Source organism: Lentiprolixibacter sp., from assembly GCF_982873095.1.
This window is the reverse complement of the sequence record NZ_CEYNTP010000040.1, coordinates 1-14825: the sequence shown is the minus strand read 5'-3', so window position 1 is coordinate 14825 and position 14825 is coordinate 1. Positions and strand designations below refer to the sequence as shown.

The 14825-nt window shown below is 45.7% G+C and carries 17 protein-coding genes; 9 read left to right on the top strand and 8 right to left on the bottom strand.

Annotation, left to right across the window (positions count from 1 at the left end):
• Positions 1 to 371: response regulator transcription factor (locus AC4E7D_RS04260; protein ID WP_490172568.1), on the bottom strand; the 371-nt coding region annotated here is incomplete at its 3' end.
• A gap of 307 nt (positions 372 to 678) precedes the next feature.
• On the opposite strand from AC4E7D_RS04260, the gene AC4E7D_RS04255 reads away from it, so the two are divergent.
• The 3 genes from AC4E7D_RS04255 (at position 679) to AC4E7D_RS04245 (ending at position 2550) form a co-directional block, all read left to right on the top strand.
• Entirely contained in the window at positions 679 to 987 is a 309-nt protein-coding gene (locus AC4E7D_RS04255) for a T9SS type A sorting domain-containing protein (RefSeq protein ID WP_490172567.1), read from the top strand.
• 179 nt (positions 988 to 1166) lie between these two features.
• Entirely contained in the window at positions 1167 to 1490 is a 324-nt protein-coding gene (locus tag AC4E7D_RS04250) for a T9SS type A sorting domain-containing protein (protein ID WP_490172566.1), read from the top strand.
• Positions 1491 to 1575: 85 nt separating this feature from the next.
• Positions 1576 to 2550, top strand: coding sequence for a LuxE/PaaK family acyltransferase (locus AC4E7D_RS04245; RefSeq protein ID WP_490172565.1), 975 nt, complete (start codon positions 1576 to 1578; stop codon positions 2548 to 2550).
• Positions 2551 to 2562: 12 nt separating this feature from the next.
• On the opposite strand, the gene tyrS is transcribed toward AC4E7D_RS04245, so the two are convergent.
• The gene (gene tyrS, locus AC4E7D_RS04240; protein WP_490172564.1) at positions 2563 to 3858 is read right to left on the bottom strand and encodes a tyrosine--tRNA ligase; all 1296 of its coding nucleotides are present in this window, start codon (positions 3856 to 3858) and stop codon (positions 2563 to 2565) included.
• Between the two features lie 98 nt (positions 3859 to 3956).
• Between tyrS and AC4E7D_RS04235 the strand changes: the two genes are divergently transcribed.
• Positions 3957 to 4970, top strand: coding sequence for an SDR family oxidoreductase (locus AC4E7D_RS04235; protein ID WP_490172563.1), 1014 nt, complete (start codon positions 3957 to 3959; stop codon positions 4968 to 4970).
• Here AC4E7D_RS04235 and AC4E7D_RS04230 read toward each other — a convergent pair.
• The 3 genes from AC4E7D_RS04230 to AC4E7D_RS04220 are packed head-to-tail and all read right to left on the bottom strand — an operon-like array spanning position 4960 to position 7436.
• A complete protein-coding gene (locus AC4E7D_RS04230; protein WP_490172562.1) occupies positions 4960 to 5370 on the bottom strand; it encodes a DUF4296 domain-containing protein in 411 nt (136 codons plus the stop codon). The two genes, AC4E7D_RS04235 and AC4E7D_RS04230, sit on opposite strands and share 11 nt — an antisense overlap.
• Positions 5371 to 6705: a dihydroorotase gene (locus AC4E7D_RS04225; protein WP_490172561.1), complete on the bottom strand. Its 1335-nt coding sequence runs from the start codon at positions 6703 to 6705 to the stop codon at positions 5371 to 5373.
• A gap of 2 nt (positions 6706 to 6707) precedes the next feature.
• The gene (locus AC4E7D_RS04220; RefSeq protein ID WP_490172560.1) at positions 6708 to 7436 is read right to left on the bottom strand and encodes a polyprenol monophosphomannose synthase; all 729 of its coding nucleotides are present in this window, start codon (positions 7434 to 7436) and stop codon (positions 6708 to 6710) included.
• 127 nt (positions 7437 to 7563) lie between these two features.
• On the opposite strand from AC4E7D_RS04220, the gene AC4E7D_RS04215 reads away from it, so the two are divergent.
• Genes AC4E7D_RS04215 through AC4E7D_RS04205 form a run of 3 tightly spaced genes read left to right on the top strand, consistent with a single transcriptional unit; the run spans position 7564 to position 10636 of the window.
• Positions 7564 to 9228: an ArnT family glycosyltransferase gene (locus tag AC4E7D_RS04215; RefSeq protein WP_490172559.1), complete on the top strand. Its 1665-nt coding sequence runs from the start codon at positions 7564 to 7566 to the stop codon at positions 9226 to 9228.
• Positions 9228 to 9884, top strand: a complete 657-nt coding sequence (locus AC4E7D_RS04210; RefSeq protein ID WP_490172558.1) for a DUF4271 domain-containing protein — start codon at positions 9228 to 9230, stop codon at positions 9882 to 9884. The genes AC4E7D_RS04215 and AC4E7D_RS04210 overlap by 1 nt, the downstream gene beginning before the upstream one ends.
• Before the next feature lie 5 nt (positions 9885 to 9889).
• Positions 9890 to 10636, top strand: coding sequence for a uroporphyrinogen-III synthase (locus tag AC4E7D_RS04205; protein ID WP_490172557.1), 747 nt, complete (start codon positions 9890 to 9892; stop codon positions 10634 to 10636).
• Between the two features lie 67 nt (positions 10637 to 10703).
• Here AC4E7D_RS04205 and AC4E7D_RS04200 read toward each other — a convergent pair whose 3' ends face one another.
• Positions 10704 to 11102: a DUF423 domain-containing protein gene (locus AC4E7D_RS04200; RefSeq protein WP_490172556.1), complete on the bottom strand. Its 399-nt coding sequence runs from the start codon at positions 11100 to 11102 to the stop codon at positions 10704 to 10706.
• Positions 11103 to 11186: 84 nt separating this feature from the next.
• On the opposite strand from AC4E7D_RS04200, the gene AC4E7D_RS04195 reads away from it, so the two are divergent.
• Positions 11187 to 12557 carry a saccharopine dehydrogenase family protein gene (locus AC4E7D_RS04195; protein ID WP_490172555.1) on the top strand — a complete coding sequence of 457 codons (1371 nt, stop codon included), beginning with the start codon at positions 11187 to 11189 and terminating at the stop codon, positions 12555 to 12557.
• A gap of 48 nt (positions 12558 to 12605) precedes the next feature.
• A complete protein-coding gene (locus tag AC4E7D_RS04190; protein ID WP_490172554.1) occupies positions 12606 to 13076 on the top strand; it encodes an Lrp/AsnC ligand binding domain-containing protein in 471 nt (156 codons plus the stop codon).
• Positions 13077 to 13113: 37 nt separating this feature from the next.
• Here the strand turns inward: AC4E7D_RS04190 and AC4E7D_RS04185 are convergent, their stop codons facing one another.
• Positions 13114 to 13809 carry a zinc metallopeptidase gene (locus tag AC4E7D_RS04185; RefSeq protein ID WP_490172553.1) on the bottom strand — a complete coding sequence of 232 codons (696 nt, stop codon included), beginning with the start codon at positions 13807 to 13809 and terminating at the stop codon, positions 13114 to 13116.
• 91 nt (positions 13810 to 13900) lie between these two features.
• Positions 13901 to 14825 (bottom strand): alanine dehydrogenase (gene ald, locus AC4E7D_RS04180; protein WP_490172552.1); only part of this gene is annotated, 925 nt, incomplete at its 5' end.

Below are 14825 nucleotides of genomic sequence, written 5' to 3'. Positions count from 1 at the left end.
CTCAACAATGCTTTAATTTTACTTAGAAGTACCTTGGGTTTAATAGGTTTGGTGATGTAGTCGTCTGCCCCCGCATCAAATCCAGCCACCTGGGAATAATCTTCTCCCCTGGCAGTAAGGAAAGTGATGATTGTATTTTCCAAACCCTTGGTGTTCCGAATGATCTCACAAGCCTCAATACCATCCATTTCGGGCATCATTACATCCAGTATGATGAGATGTGGATTCTTCTTCTTGGCCTTTTCCACTCCCTCTGCCCCATTTTTTGCTGTATACACCTGGTAGCCTTGTGAGGAAAGATTGTATTTTAAAATTTCTAAAATATCAGGTTCATCATCGACCAGAAGTATCTTGATATCTTCCTTTTTCATGGGTTTGGTATTGGTTCATCTGATCAAAAGTAAAGATAATACTTCTAGGGATAACGCGGTTAACCTTGATTTAAAGCGAATAACGTTTTCCTAACATTCAGAGATATCCAAACCCTTACTATTGGATCATTTTTTACACTCCCACCAGTTATTTTATCGCCTCAAATCCCTTAATTTTATCGATTAAGTGCTTAAAACCTCAGTCAAGCTGCATTTCAACGATTTTTTAGGGATTTTTTGCAGCCCCATCTTGACGCGGTTTTCAAAAAGGCTATCTTTGTGGTACACACTTTGTTATATCCCTTGCATGAAGCACTTTTACCTTATCTTCTTACTGGCTTGTTTCTCGTTCAGTTTTGGGCAGGAAAAACCGGCTTCGGGTGACATCGAGGGATTTAAATTGTACCCTAACCCTGTAACCAACGGAAAGGTGTACATTGAGACCGCTAAAAAAGCACCGAAAAAAATACTGATTTTTGATGTTTTCGGGACGCGCGTAAAGGAGACTACCATCCTGGGTAATGAGCTCAATTTATCCGATCTGGATGCCGGGATCTATGTCCTGCGCGTCATCGAAAAAGACAAGGTGGCTACACGGAAACTCATCGTAAAATAACACCAGAACTCCCATTTCTCTTCCGCTCTGCATTCCACGTACTCGATGAAGTGTATCATTTTATCGACGAAAGGAAACGAAGCCTTTCTTTACCTACAAAATCTGCCCATTCACAACAATTCATTTAAGAGGATTCGTTAAAAGCCTATTTTTATGGTATTGATCCCAAATCAATATACATGAGGCTAATCTACTTGTACCTACTTTTAGGCCTTGCCTTGCCCCTTTCCGCTCAGGAAATGGCAGATACCCCTCCTGTATCCAAAACCGAGATTGCAGGTTTTAAACTTTACCCCAATCCTGTTTACAACGACGTGGTTTATATCACTACCCGGGACAACGGGATCAAGGAAATTTCCATTTTTGACGTTTTTGGCAAAGTTGTGCTTACGGACAGGATCCGGAACAATGCCCTGGATGTTTCCAGGCTGATTCCCGGAGTTTATGTAATCCAGGTAATTGAGAATAAGAAAACTATGACCAGGAAATTGGTTGTTAAATAACACCGATTCACCTTCGTAACGGAAAGGCGTTGTCTATGGCAGCGCCTTTTTATTTTGGTTATTTTTACCCGAGTTAAAGAGGGCAATGGACATCCAAGACATCATCAGGCGCTCACCTTCGGAATTTGGCCCTCTGGCCCTGGAAGTCTTTCGTTTTCAGTTCCGTAATAACGTCGCCTACCGCTCTTTTTGTACCCACCTGGGCGCGGTGCCTGAAGCGATCAGCAAGATAGAAGAGATCCCCTTCCTGCCTATCCAGTTTTTTAAATCCCACCGGATATGTTCAGGAACATTTACCCCTGAACTTGTTTTTAGCAGCAGCGGTACTACAGGGCAGGTACCCAGCAAACACTATGTGGCCAAAAAGGAGGTATACGAAGAGAGTTTCACGAATACCTTCGAGCGGTTTTACGGCCCTCCGCGACAATATTGTGTCCTTGCCCTCCTCCCCGCCTACCTGGAAAGGGAAGGGTCTTCCCTGGTATACATGGTCAATCGTTTGATCCATGCCTCCGGACACCCGGAAAGTGGCTTCTACCTGCATGATCACAAGGCACTGGCCCGGAAATTACAAACCCTGGATTCCCATGGAACTCCGGTCCTTATTATCGGGGTTTCCTTTGCGCTTCTGGACCTGATTGAAAAGTACACCTTCCAGCTAAAGAATACCATTGTCATGGAAACCGGCGGGATGAAGGGGAGAAGAAAGGAAATGATCCGAGAAGAATTACATGAAGTCCTAAAAAAAGGGTTTGGGGTAACTCACATCCACAGCGAATATGGGATGACGGAATTATTGTCCCAGGCGTATTCCAAAGGAGATGGATTATTCACCAGTCCGCCATGGATGAAAGTACTGATCCGCGATACCGAGGATCCCCTTACCTTACTATCCCATGGGAAAACAGGAGGGGTAAACATCATTGATCTGGCTAATTTGTATTCCTGCAGTTTTATTGCCACACAGGACCTGGGCAAATGGCATGTGGGAGGCAGCTTTGAAATATTGGGCAGGTATGATCATTCCGATATTCGGGGGTGCAACCTTATGGCCTTATGATGCCCAGCTCCCTTAGTCAATAACCAGCACATAATAGTTTTTCTTCCCTCTTTGGAGCAGAATGTATTTGTTGTTTATCAGGTCTTTATCGTCCAGGGTATAGCCCTCAGTAACCCGCTCTTTATTTACAGAAATGGATTGCTGTTTAAGTTCCCTTCGGGCCTCCCCGTTTGATTTTAAAAATCCGGTTTTGGCAGCAAGGGCCCCTATCATATCAAGCCCTTCTTCAAACTCCGTGCGCGGCAGGCGGGCTTGTGGAACGCCGTCAAATACTTCCAGGAAAGTGTCCTCGTCTAACTGTCTGAGGTTTTCCGAAGTAGATTTACCGAACAGGATCTCACTGGCCTGTACGGCCATCTCCAGGTCAGCCGCTGAATGTACCGCAGTAGTGATTTCTTCTGCCAGTTTTCTCTGAAGCTTTCTAAGGTGAGGCGCTTCACGATGTTCACTTACCAGGGTTTCTATATCTGTTCTCGACAGGAAGGTGAATATTTTAATGTACTTTTCCGCATCCTCGTCTGATGTGTTCAACCAATACTGGTAGAATTTATAGGGAGATGTCCGATGGGCATCCAGCCATATATTGCCACTTTCCGTTTTACCGAATTTAGTTCCATCAGCCTTGGTGATCAACGGACAGGTAAGGGCAAAACCTTTTCCGCCGCCAATCCGCCTGATGAGCTCTGTTCCGGTAGTAATATTGCCCCACTGGTCGCTTCCACCCATCTGCAGGGTACAATCGTAGTTCTCATAGAGGTAGAGGAAGTCATAGCCCTGAACCAGCTGATAGGTAAATTCCGTAAAAGACATCCCCTCCTTGGCATCTGCTGACAGCCTTTTCTTTACAGAATCTTTAGCCATCATGTAATTAACGGTTATGTGTTTCCCTACATCCCGGATGAAATCCAGGAAGGTAAACGCTTTCATCCAGTCGTAATTATTCACCAGGAGCGCACCATTCTCAGAAGTGCTGTCAAAATCCAGAAAGCGGGACAGTTGCTGTTTGATGGCTTCCTGGTTCATCCTGAGGGTGGTTTCATCCAGGAGGTTCCTTTCCTGAGATTTGCCTGAAGGATCCCCGATCATACCAGTGGCTCCACCAATGAGTGCGATAGGCCTGTGCCCTGCCAGTTGCAGATGTCTAAGCATCATCACACCTACCAAATGACCAATGTGAAGGGAATCTGCCGTAGGGTCAATGCCTACATAGGCTGATTTCATTCCACTCAACAAATGTTCCTCGGTACCGGGCATCACATCGTGAAGCATCCCGCGCCATTTCAGTTCTTGAACAAAATTCTTCGCCATTTTCTCTGTAAAAAGAATTCCTGCAAAGATAAAAGAAATCCAGTGCCGGCTTCCAGAAGCCCAAAAATATATCGTCCCGAAATAAGTACCTTTACGCCATGATTCTCGTCACCGGAGGAACCGGACTTGTGGGCGCACACCTGCTGTTAAAACTGGCGCAGGAAAATAACCAGCTCAGGGCAACTTACCGCCCGAGCAGCAATCTGGACCGTCTGAAGAACTTCTTTTTGAAGCACCATCAGGAGGGAGAAGTTCTCTACGACCGCATTAACTGGATCCAGGCCGATTTAAATGATATCCCAAATCTGGAAAAAGCCTTTCAGGGGGTTGAGCAGGTCTACCATTCCGCTGCGATGATCTCTTTTGACCCCAGGGATTTCTACGAGCTCAAGCGCGTAAATGCGCGGGGCACCGCCAATATTGTTAACCTTTGTATCGCATATAAGGTGCAAAAGCTGTGTTATGTAAGTTCCATTGCTGCACTTTCCCGTTCTAAAGGAGAACAGGATATCACGGAGGAAAGTGAATGGCAAGGAGCTTCGAATGTATATGGGCTTTCAAAATACCTGGCGGAGATGGAAGTGTGGCGGGGGAGTCAGGAAGGGGTGCCTGTAGTTATTTTAAATCCCGGCATAATTATCGGATCCGGTTTCTGGGATCAGGGCAGTGGGGTGCTTTTCAAGGCGGCTGCCAAATCCCCAAAATATTATCCACCAGGGGGTACCGGAGTAGTCGCCATAAATGATGTCGTCACGATAATGATGGCCCTAATGAATTCAGGCATACAGGGCGAACGCTACATCCTTGTGGCCGAGAACCTGAGTTATAAAACCCTGATGGGCTACCTGGCCGAAGGGTTTAAGAACAAAAAGCCCGAGAAAAGGATCAAATACTGGCAGCTTGAATTATTTTGGCGGCTGGACTGGTTGCGAGTTATGCTCGGGGGTAAAAGGCGGAAACTAAGTAGGGATGGGGCTAGGTCCATGCGCTCCCAGGCCTTTTACAGCAATGCCAAGATCAAAGATGCCCTGGCATATAAATTTGAAGACCTACCAGAAGTAATCACTCAATGTTGCGAGGCCTATATGAAGGAAAAGGGACTTAATCCCTGATCGTATCTCCGGACTTTGATCTGTTTATCGTCCTTTGACGTGCACTATCGCTTTTTTGTGTCCGTTCTTCCTCAACCCGAATTTTTTGTTCCTCCAGTCGGTTTACCAAGGTCCGGTATATGGCTTCGTACTCCAGGGGAACCGAAGCGTAATACAGGTCACTCCTCGCATACCGGGCACTGTCTATATCGTACTTACGGTATATGTAATCCATGGTTTGGATATTCTTTTCCTTAAGGGCGTCAGGGTCTATTGCTTTCCCTGCATTGAGCAGGGACAGGTCGTATAAAATGTCCACCATTTTCTCCCTGGGAATAAGGTCTTCTGGTTTTTCTACTACCTTTTCATTGCAAGCCAGGCCTGCGAGCATTAGCAAAGAAATAAATATTGCTCTCTTCATTTAGCGATCAAATGTTAGTCTCATCCCTTTTTGCAGTTCCATGAACGTGCCATTCTGGTAAGCCAGATGTCCATTAACCCAGGTATGGGATACCCTAGAAGTAAAGGTATGGCCTTCAAAAGGAGACCAACCGCACTTATAGGCAATGTTGTCCCGTTCTACCATCCAGGGCTGATCGAGGTTTACAGCAACCAGGTCGGCATAGTATCCTTCACGTATAAAACCCCGTTCCTGCACATCAAACAAACGGGCCGGGTTGTGGCACATTTTTTCCACAATTTTCTCAAGTCCAATCACCCCTGCTTTATACTTATCCAGCATTGCGGTTAATGCGTGTTGTACAAGAGGGCCTCCCGAGGGGGCTTTGGTATACACCTGTTGTTTTTCCTCCAGGGTATGCGGAGCGTGGTCAGTGGCTACGATATCAATACGGTCATCCAGGAGTGCTTTCCAAAGTCCATCGCGATCCCCGGCGGTTTTTACTGCGGGGTTCCATTTAATAAAAGTGCCCTTATCTTCATAATCTGCATCGCTGAACCAGAGGTGGTGGATACATACTTCCGCCGTGATCTTTTTATCTTCCAGTGGAATGTCATTTACGAACAGGTCGGTCTCCACCCCTGTGGAGAGATGAAAAACGTGTAAGCGGGCCCCGGTCTTCTTAGCCAGGGCGATGGCCTTGGAAGAACTCAGATAACAGGCCTGTTCGCTCCGGATAAGGGGGTGGTACTTTACAGGGATATCGTCCCCGTACTGTTTTCGGTAATCTTCCAGGTTTCGTCGAATAGTGGTTTCGTCCTCACAATGTGCCGAAATTACCAGCTCGGTATTGCGAAATATCCCCTCCAGTACCTGCTCGTCATCTACCAGCATATTTCCTGTAGAGGACCCAAGGAACAGCTTTACGCCGGAGCAACTTTTTTTGTCCAACTTCTTAAGTTCCTCAAGGTTATCATTGGTGCCACCGAAGAGAAAGGAATAGTTGGCCGCCGACCTTCCGGCAGCCATTGCAAATTTCTCCTCCAGCTTTTCCAGGGTAGTGGTCTGGGGAACTGTATTGGGTTGCTCCATATACGAAGTGATCCCGCCCGCAACTGCCGCCCTGCTTTCTGAAGCGATATCTCCTTTATGTGTAAGGCCGGGTTCCCTGAAATGTACCTGGTCATCTATAATTCCGGGTAACAGATGGTTCCCCTTAAGATCAACGACCTCATGGCCTTCAGCGGCTATATGCCCAGCAATCTTATCAATGCGATTCCCCTTAATCAGGAGATCGGATTGTTGCTGTTGCCCTTCATTGACCAGTACTGCATTTTTAATTAAAATTCCACCCATAACTAAAATCCATTTCTTTTAAAAAGGCTTCTGATTTTCATACTGATGACACCGAAAACAGCTTCCCAGATTATGGAAGTGCTCATTTTTGATTTCCCCTTTTCACGGTCCGTAAAAATTATGGATACTTCTTCAATTTTAAACCCTTTGAGGTAGGCCCTGAATTTCATCTCAATCTGAAAGGCATAACCAATAAATTTAACTTGGTCCAAAGGGATCTCCTCCAAAACCTTACGTTTGTAGCACACAAAACCTGCCGTGGGATCATGCACTTTCATACCAGTAAACAACTTTACGTAAAAGGAGGCCCCATAGGAAAGCAGGACCCTGTACAACGGCCAGTTTACTACGTTAACCCCGCGCTTGTAGCGGGATCCCACAGCCACATCTGCACCATTTAAACAAGCCCTGTACAACCTGGACAGATCCGAAGGCCGGTGCGAAAAATCGGCATCCATTTCAAATATATACTGATATTCCCGTTTCAAAGCCCATCTGAATCCGTGAATGTACGCAACACCCAGTCCAGATTTTTCCTCGCGTTGTTCCAGAAAAAGACTTTCGGGGAATTCCTCCTGAAGGGCCTTCACTACTTTGGCTGTTCCATCCGGAGAATTATCATCAACAATAAGAATATGAAACTCCTTTCCAAGATCAAATACCGCCCTAACAATTGCCTCAATATTTTCAATTTCGTTGTAGGTAGGGATTATGACTAAGCTGTCTGACATAGGTCGGTACTAATTTTAGCAAAAGTACTACTTTATGGGATGTTGGCCCTCAACAGTTTCCAATTAAAAGTGCGTATTGCAGCTATCCGCTTCTTCTTTGTAATTTTGACGCGAAGAACCCGTACGTATGTTACTACGCCTGCCAAAGCCTTTCCTGCCATTGCTGGGAATCGTCCTTATTGCAAACCTGATCCAGGCCTACCTCACCCCTTTGATTTTTGACGAATCGTACTACTGGTATTACGCCCAGAATATGGCCTGGGGGTATTTTGACCATCCCCCGATGGTTGCGGCACTGATAAAATTGGGAAGTTGGATTTTTGAGGGGGAATTAGGGGTTCGGCTGCTGAGCGCCCTTTTTTCGATTGGAACCCCCCTGTTGATCTGGGATTGTATTGAAGCTTCACAAAAAAAAGAGTATGTGCGACATTTCTTCGTTCTGCTTTTTTCCATGACCCTTCTCCACGCCTATGGCTTCTTTATGCTTCCGGATACCCCTTTGTTATTTTTTACAGCGCTGTTTCTTTGGATTTACAAAAGATTTTTAGCAGCACCCAGTCTCTGGATAGCTATAGCTCTCGGCCTTTGTATAGCTGCTTTGATGTACAGCAAGTACCATGCATTTCTGGTCATTTTCTTTGTGCTCCTTTCCAACCTCCGTCTGGTACTACAGCCGCTGGCCTGGCTGGCGGTGATAGTTGCCCTTGGGGCTTATTTTCCCCATTTCAAATGGTTGTATGAGCATGATTTTGTCTCTATCAATTACCATCTTTTTGAGCGCCCCAACCGCGCATATGAGTTCGGTGATTTTACCCTTGGGTATTGGGTTAACCTGATCGTCTTATTTGGTTTTACCTTCCCCTGGATATACCTCGCACTTTACAAGTCTAAAATCAGCGATAGCTTTACCCGGGCACTGGTATTTCTTTCCTACGGTGTCCTGATATTCTTTCTGATTTCCAGCTTTCAAAGGAGGGTGCAGACGCAATGGCTCATTGTTATATGCATCCCTATGGCCGTCCTGGCTTTTAATTACCTGCTGCAACAGCCCAGGGCGAGAAAATGGATTTGGTATACAGGCCTCCTCAACATACTCCTGTTGTTGTTTTTACGCATAGGTCTGGTTCACGCCCCGCTTTTTCCGGTAATTTATGAAACACATGGAAACAAGGAGTGGGTAGCCGAACTGAAAGAGAAGGTAGGAGATGTACCTGTGGTATTTGAGAATTCGTACCGCAACGCGTCCATGTATGGTTTTTATTCAGGGGATCTATCCTTTACCCTGAACAACATAATGTTTCGCAAGAACCAATATTCTATAGACGGCTCGGAGGCAGCATTTCAGGGAAAGCGGATTGCCTATATCAGCAGGTATCGCGATAGCGGGGATTTTAGCTATCAAAATGCCAAAGGGACGACCTACTACGGCAATTTTATAAACTCTTTTGAGTCTTACCGCAGGCTACAGTCGCTGGTTGACCCTTCAGAAGCCCTTGCCTTTGGCAGCGATATCCCGTTAAAGGTTTACAATCCTTATCCCAATACCATACCACTGGAGAAGATACGTTTTGCCGTTACCTACCTCAATGCCTATAAACAGGTACAGGAGACCCTGCCCATAGAAGTAGAGGCCACCGAAAAGAGCACATCAGCATTAGTTGCCAGGGACACCACTTATTTCACCTTTCAACGACCTGAACCGCAAAAAGGGGACCCCGTTTATTTTAAGGTAAGCCTTTCCGAAAATGGCCTATATTGGGGCTTAAACGGTAACCATGTGAAGATCAAATAATGGAACCTGTCTACAGAACCGTACTTTCTAATGATTGGATTACTCTGGTAATACTACTGGGCCTTGGGGTATTGGTCACAGCCAAGATGCTCTTTGGGAGCAGGTTCATGAATTTTGCTATCCTGCCCTTCAATAGCAAATATGTTTTTATGTACAACAAAAAGGACCGACTCATACACGGTTTTCACTTATTCCTGACCTCATTTCAGATTCTTAACCTTTCCTTGTATTTGTATTGGATCCTAAGCATCTTAAGTGGCCCCAACAGTAGTCAGTCCCCGTTATACTTCCTTATGATCCTTGGCCTGATCCTGGGGTTTGTGGTCCTCAAGATATTGGTACAATTGGGAAATGCCGTAGTATTTGACAACTATACGTTTATTGCTGAATGTATTTTTAAAAAGTTGTCCTATCTCAACTACAGCAGTGCTGTCATGTTTATTTCCAATATTGTTTTTACCTATATGGGGGTGGATGCGATGGCGATAGTTTATGTAAGTGGTTTCCTTATTCTAACCGTAAATGTCATAGGTTGGGTTACCCTAATTAAAAGCCATCTAAAATTAATAGCTGCGAACTTTTTCTATTTTATTTTGTACCTTTGCGCTCTCGAAATTGCGCCCTTTATAATCATTGCAAACTATCTAAATGCATAAGGTAAATGAAAGTTAAGACAATTTTAGTTTCGCAGCCAGAACCTAAAATGGAGAATTCTCCTTACTTGCGTCTTATTGAAAAAGAAAAGGTTAAGGTCGATTTTCGGCCCTTTATCCATGTTGAGGGCGTAGATGCCAAAGAGGTGAGACAGCAGAAGATAGATCTCAATGAATATTCTGCCATCATCCTGAACAGCAGGAATTCCGTAGACCACTTTTTCCGGATAGCCGAAGAAATGAGATTTAAGGTCCCCGATACCATGAAATACTTCTGCCAGTCAGAAGCAGTAGCCTATTACCTCCAGAAATATGTGGTTTACCGCAAACGAAAAATTTACGTAGGTAAACGGACGTTCAAAGAATTGATACCACTCATAAAGAAATATAAGGACGAGAGATTTCTGCTCCCTTCTTCAGATGTACTGAAGCCAAGTATCCCCAAATCCCTGGACGAATTGGGAGTTAATTGGACAAGGGGTATCTTTTACAAAACTGTTATAAGTGATTTATCTGACCTCCGCGACGTATATTACGATGTCCTTGTGTTTTTCAGTCCTTCTGGAATTGAGTCCCTGCTAAAAAACTTCCCGGATTTTGAGCAAAACAATACACGGATTGCTGTATTTGGGAACTCTACCGTTAAAGCGGCAAATCAGGCCGGATTGCGAATAGACATTAAGGCCCCTACCCCGGAAACGCCGTCTATGACCATGGCATTACAGAAATATATTACCAGCGTTAACAAGAAATAAAAAAGCCCCGGTTTCCAGCCGGGTTTTTTTTGAGCCATCCCTCTCCGGTTTGTACCCTTTACTGAACTTACTTCAGTTTCGCGGGATTTGCCCGTAACACCCCTATGCCTAAAACTGCCCAGGCGCTGATGAGAAGTAACCCGCCAATTGGGGTAACAAATCCTATAGCCCTGAAATCAAAAGTCGTGAGTTCGTTGGTCGCCAATACGTAGATAGAAAAAGAAAAGAAAAAGAGCCCCAGAAGGGTCAGCAGGAAAACCCAGTTCACAAGCCTTTTTGATAGGATACGGAGCTGCCCAAGAACCAACAAAAATAAGGCGTGGTACATCTGGTACTTCACTCCGGTTTCGAAGGTATCCAGCTGTTTGCCTCCCAATACGGGTTCTAAGCCATGGGCGCCGAAAGCCCCCAGAATAATTGCGGTAATGCCGAAAAAGATACCGAAACCAAAAATTGTTTTGTTCATAACTTCCATAGCTGTTTTTTTTATAGATATAACAATTTGATACCTTAGCTTACGTACTCAAAGATAAAACACCGACACAATACAATGAGAAAAATACTGGTCATTGGTGCCGGGAAATCTACGTCCTATCTCATGGATTATTTCCTGGAAAAATCTGGTCCCGAACGGCTCGAACTTCAGGTGGCAGATGTAAATCCGGATAACGTTCCCTTTTCAGTAAGTTCGCATCCTGCCTGCAAGGTAATTGCACTTGATATTCTCGACGATGGGAAAAGGGCAGCCTGCATACAGAAAGCGGATATCGTGGTTTCCATGCTCCCGGCCAGGTTCCATATCAAAGTGGCCGAGGACTGCCTAACGTTTGGAAAGCATCTTGTTACAGCCTCCTACATTAGCAAAGAGATACGCAGCATGGATGCCAAGGTAAAGGAAAAAGGCCTCGTCTTCATGAACGAAATTGGTCTTGACCCGGGTATTGACCATATGAGCGCCATGCAGATCATTAATGATATACGGGATCAGGGTGGGAAAATCTTGTTGTTCGAATCGTTTACCGGGGGATTGGTGGCCCCTGAAAGCGACAACAACCTCTGGAGCTACAAATTCACCTGGAACCCCAGAAATGTGGTCCTGGCAGGTCAGGGAGGTGCTGCCAAGTTCATACAGGAAGGAACCTATAAGTATATTCCCTATCACAAACTATTCAGGCGGACAGAATTCCTCGACATCCCGGGTTATGGCAAATTTGAAGCCTACGCCAACCGGGATTCTTTGAACTACCGCGAGGATTATGGCTTGCAAGATGCACTCACCCTGTTCAGGGGTACCATGAGGCGGGTTGGATTTTCAAAGGCTTGGAATATGTTTGTACAACTAGGAATGACCGATGACAGTTATACCATCGAAAATTCAGAGGGGATGTCTTATCGGGATTTCACCAATCTCTTTTTACCCTACTCCCCTACAGATTCCGTTGAGTTAAAGCTCCGGCATTACCTGAAAATAGATCAGGACGATATCATGTGGGAAAAACTTACTGAGCTGGACATCTTTAATCCCAACAAATATTTCACCCGGAAAAACGCCACGCCAGCCCAACTACTGCAACAAATTTTGGAAGATTGCTGGACCCTGCGGGATGAGGATAAGGATATGATAGTGATGTATCACCAGGTGGGTTATGAATTGAATGGGAAAAAGAAGCAGATCGATGCCAATATGGTGGTTATCGGCGAAGACCGTATTCATACGGCAATGGCGAAAACCGTTGGCCTCCCGGTAGCCATGGCTACCCTGGCTATTCTCAATGGAAAGATCAGAACCCCTGGGGTACAGATCCCAATACAGAAAGAGGTTTATGCTCCCATCCTCAAAGAATTATCGCGCTATGATGTGGTATTCCAGGAGTATGAGGTTCCGTATTTGGGCTATAATCCCAATACGGTAGCGGGTTAGGATTTGTTACAAAAAGCCTATCTTGCCATTACAATTTGAAGATAAGTCATGAGATCTCCTAATGGTTCTATTAAAATCGATGGTATTGACAAACGGATCCTCAGACATCTGATGCAGGACGCACGTACCCCCATCCTCGAAATCGCCAGAGACATCGGGATCTCCGGGGCAGCAATACACCAGCGCCTGCGAAAACTGGAAAAGTCCGGATTGATTTCAGGTTCTAAATTAGTTGTCAACCCCAAAGTACTTGGTTACAGGACCATGGCTTACATCGGGATCTACCTGGATAAGGCCATGAGTAATCCCGCAGCCGTCAAAGAACTTGAGAAAATCCCGGAAGTCCTGGAGTGCCATTACACCACCGGAGACTGGTCTATACTCATCAAGGTGCTGTGCCAAGACAACGAGCACCTGATGCAGGTCCTGAACAAAAAAATTCAACAAATCGAAGGGGTATCCCGGACCGAAACGTTTATTTCCCTTGCCCAGCAAATAGACCGACAAATAAGTATCTGAAGCCCTGTAAGAAGCATTTCACAGCTATTGTTGCAGCTTAATCCCGGCCACCAAAAACCTGCAGGCCCCAATACACTAAAGTAGCCAAAGAACCAATGGCCGCTACCAAATAAGTGCGTGCCGCCCATTTTAAGGCATCCTGTGACCCTTTGTACTCTTCCTGTGAAACCATATTCTTATTCCGAAGCCAGGCAAGCGCCCGGTTACTGGCGTCATATTCAACAGGCAAAGTGATAAAGCTGAAGATGGTGGCCAGTCCCATCATAATGAGCCCGGCTATGGCAATATAAAATCCAAATCCCATTCCTGTTCCTGCACCCAGTATCAATCCGCCAAAAACCACCCACATAGAAAGGCTGGAGGTTACACTTACCACAGGGACCAGTTTGGAGCGCATGGTAAGCCATTCATAGGCGGTGGCATGTTGTACGGCATGGCCACATTCATGTGCTGCCACAGCCGCTGCAGCTGCGTTGCGCTGGCTATATACCCCTTCACTCAGGTTTACAGTTTTATCCCTGGGGTTGTAATGATCAGTCAGCATCCCTGGTGTAGAAATAACCTTAACATCCCTGATCCCGTGGTCTTCCAGCATTTTCTCTGCAATCTCCGCACCACTCATCCCGTTGCGCAAATGCACCTTTGAGTAATACTTGAACTTGCTCTTCAGCCTGCTGCTTACCAGCCAGCTGACTAATGCAATAGCTCCAATCAATATATAGTAGGTTCCCATAATCGTATTCTATTTTTATAAAGTTACAACATGTAGAAACAAAAATCCCGCCAAACTAGGGCGGGATCTTAAAGACTGACATTATGTACGATCAGACCATTTCTAGATTCTCAGGAAAAATGGTTTTTATTCCTTCATAGACAATCTCACCATGTACAATATTGAGACCTTTTTGCAGGGCAGCATCCTCCGAACAGGCGCGTTCCCATCCTTTTTCTGCAAGCGATAACACATAGGGAAGGGTCACATTGGTTAGGGCAAGGGTAGAGGTATACGGAACTGCTCCGGGCATATTGGCCACGCAGTAGTGTACCACATCGTCAATGATGAAGATCGGATCTTCATGAGTGGTGGGTTTACTTGTCTCCACACATCCTCCCTGGTCCACAGCCACATCCACGATAACCGCTCCGGGGTGCATGGTTTTCAACATATCCCGGGTAATTAGTTTAGGAGCCCTGGCCCCTTTGATGAGCACCCCTCCAACGATTAGGTCGTGGGTACGGACATGCTTGCGAATGTTGTATTCATTGGAGTATTGCGTCATTACATGGGGCGGCATGATATCATTTACATAGCGAAGGCGCTTCATGTTCACATCCAGTACAGTGACATGGGCCCCCAGGCCCGCCGCCATTTTGGCAGCCTGAATCCCTACAGTTCCGGCGCCTAATACCAATACCCGTCCAGGGGGAACACCGGGAACGCCCCCCAACAACACCCCTTTACCTTTCTTGGGCTTTTCCAAATACTTGGCCCCCTGCTGTATGGCCATCCGGCCCGCCACTTCAGACATAGGGGTAAGCAGCGGGAGGGAACCGTCCTCATCTTCCACAGTTTCATAGGCGATACAAATGGCCTTGCTATCCATCATGGCCCTGGTAAGGGGTTCACTTGAAGCAAAATGGAAATAAGTAAATAACACCTGTCCTTCCCGAATAAGGGGATATTCAACTGGAGTGGGTTCCTTTACTTTTACAATCAGTTCACTAATTGCATACACCTCCTCGATGGTT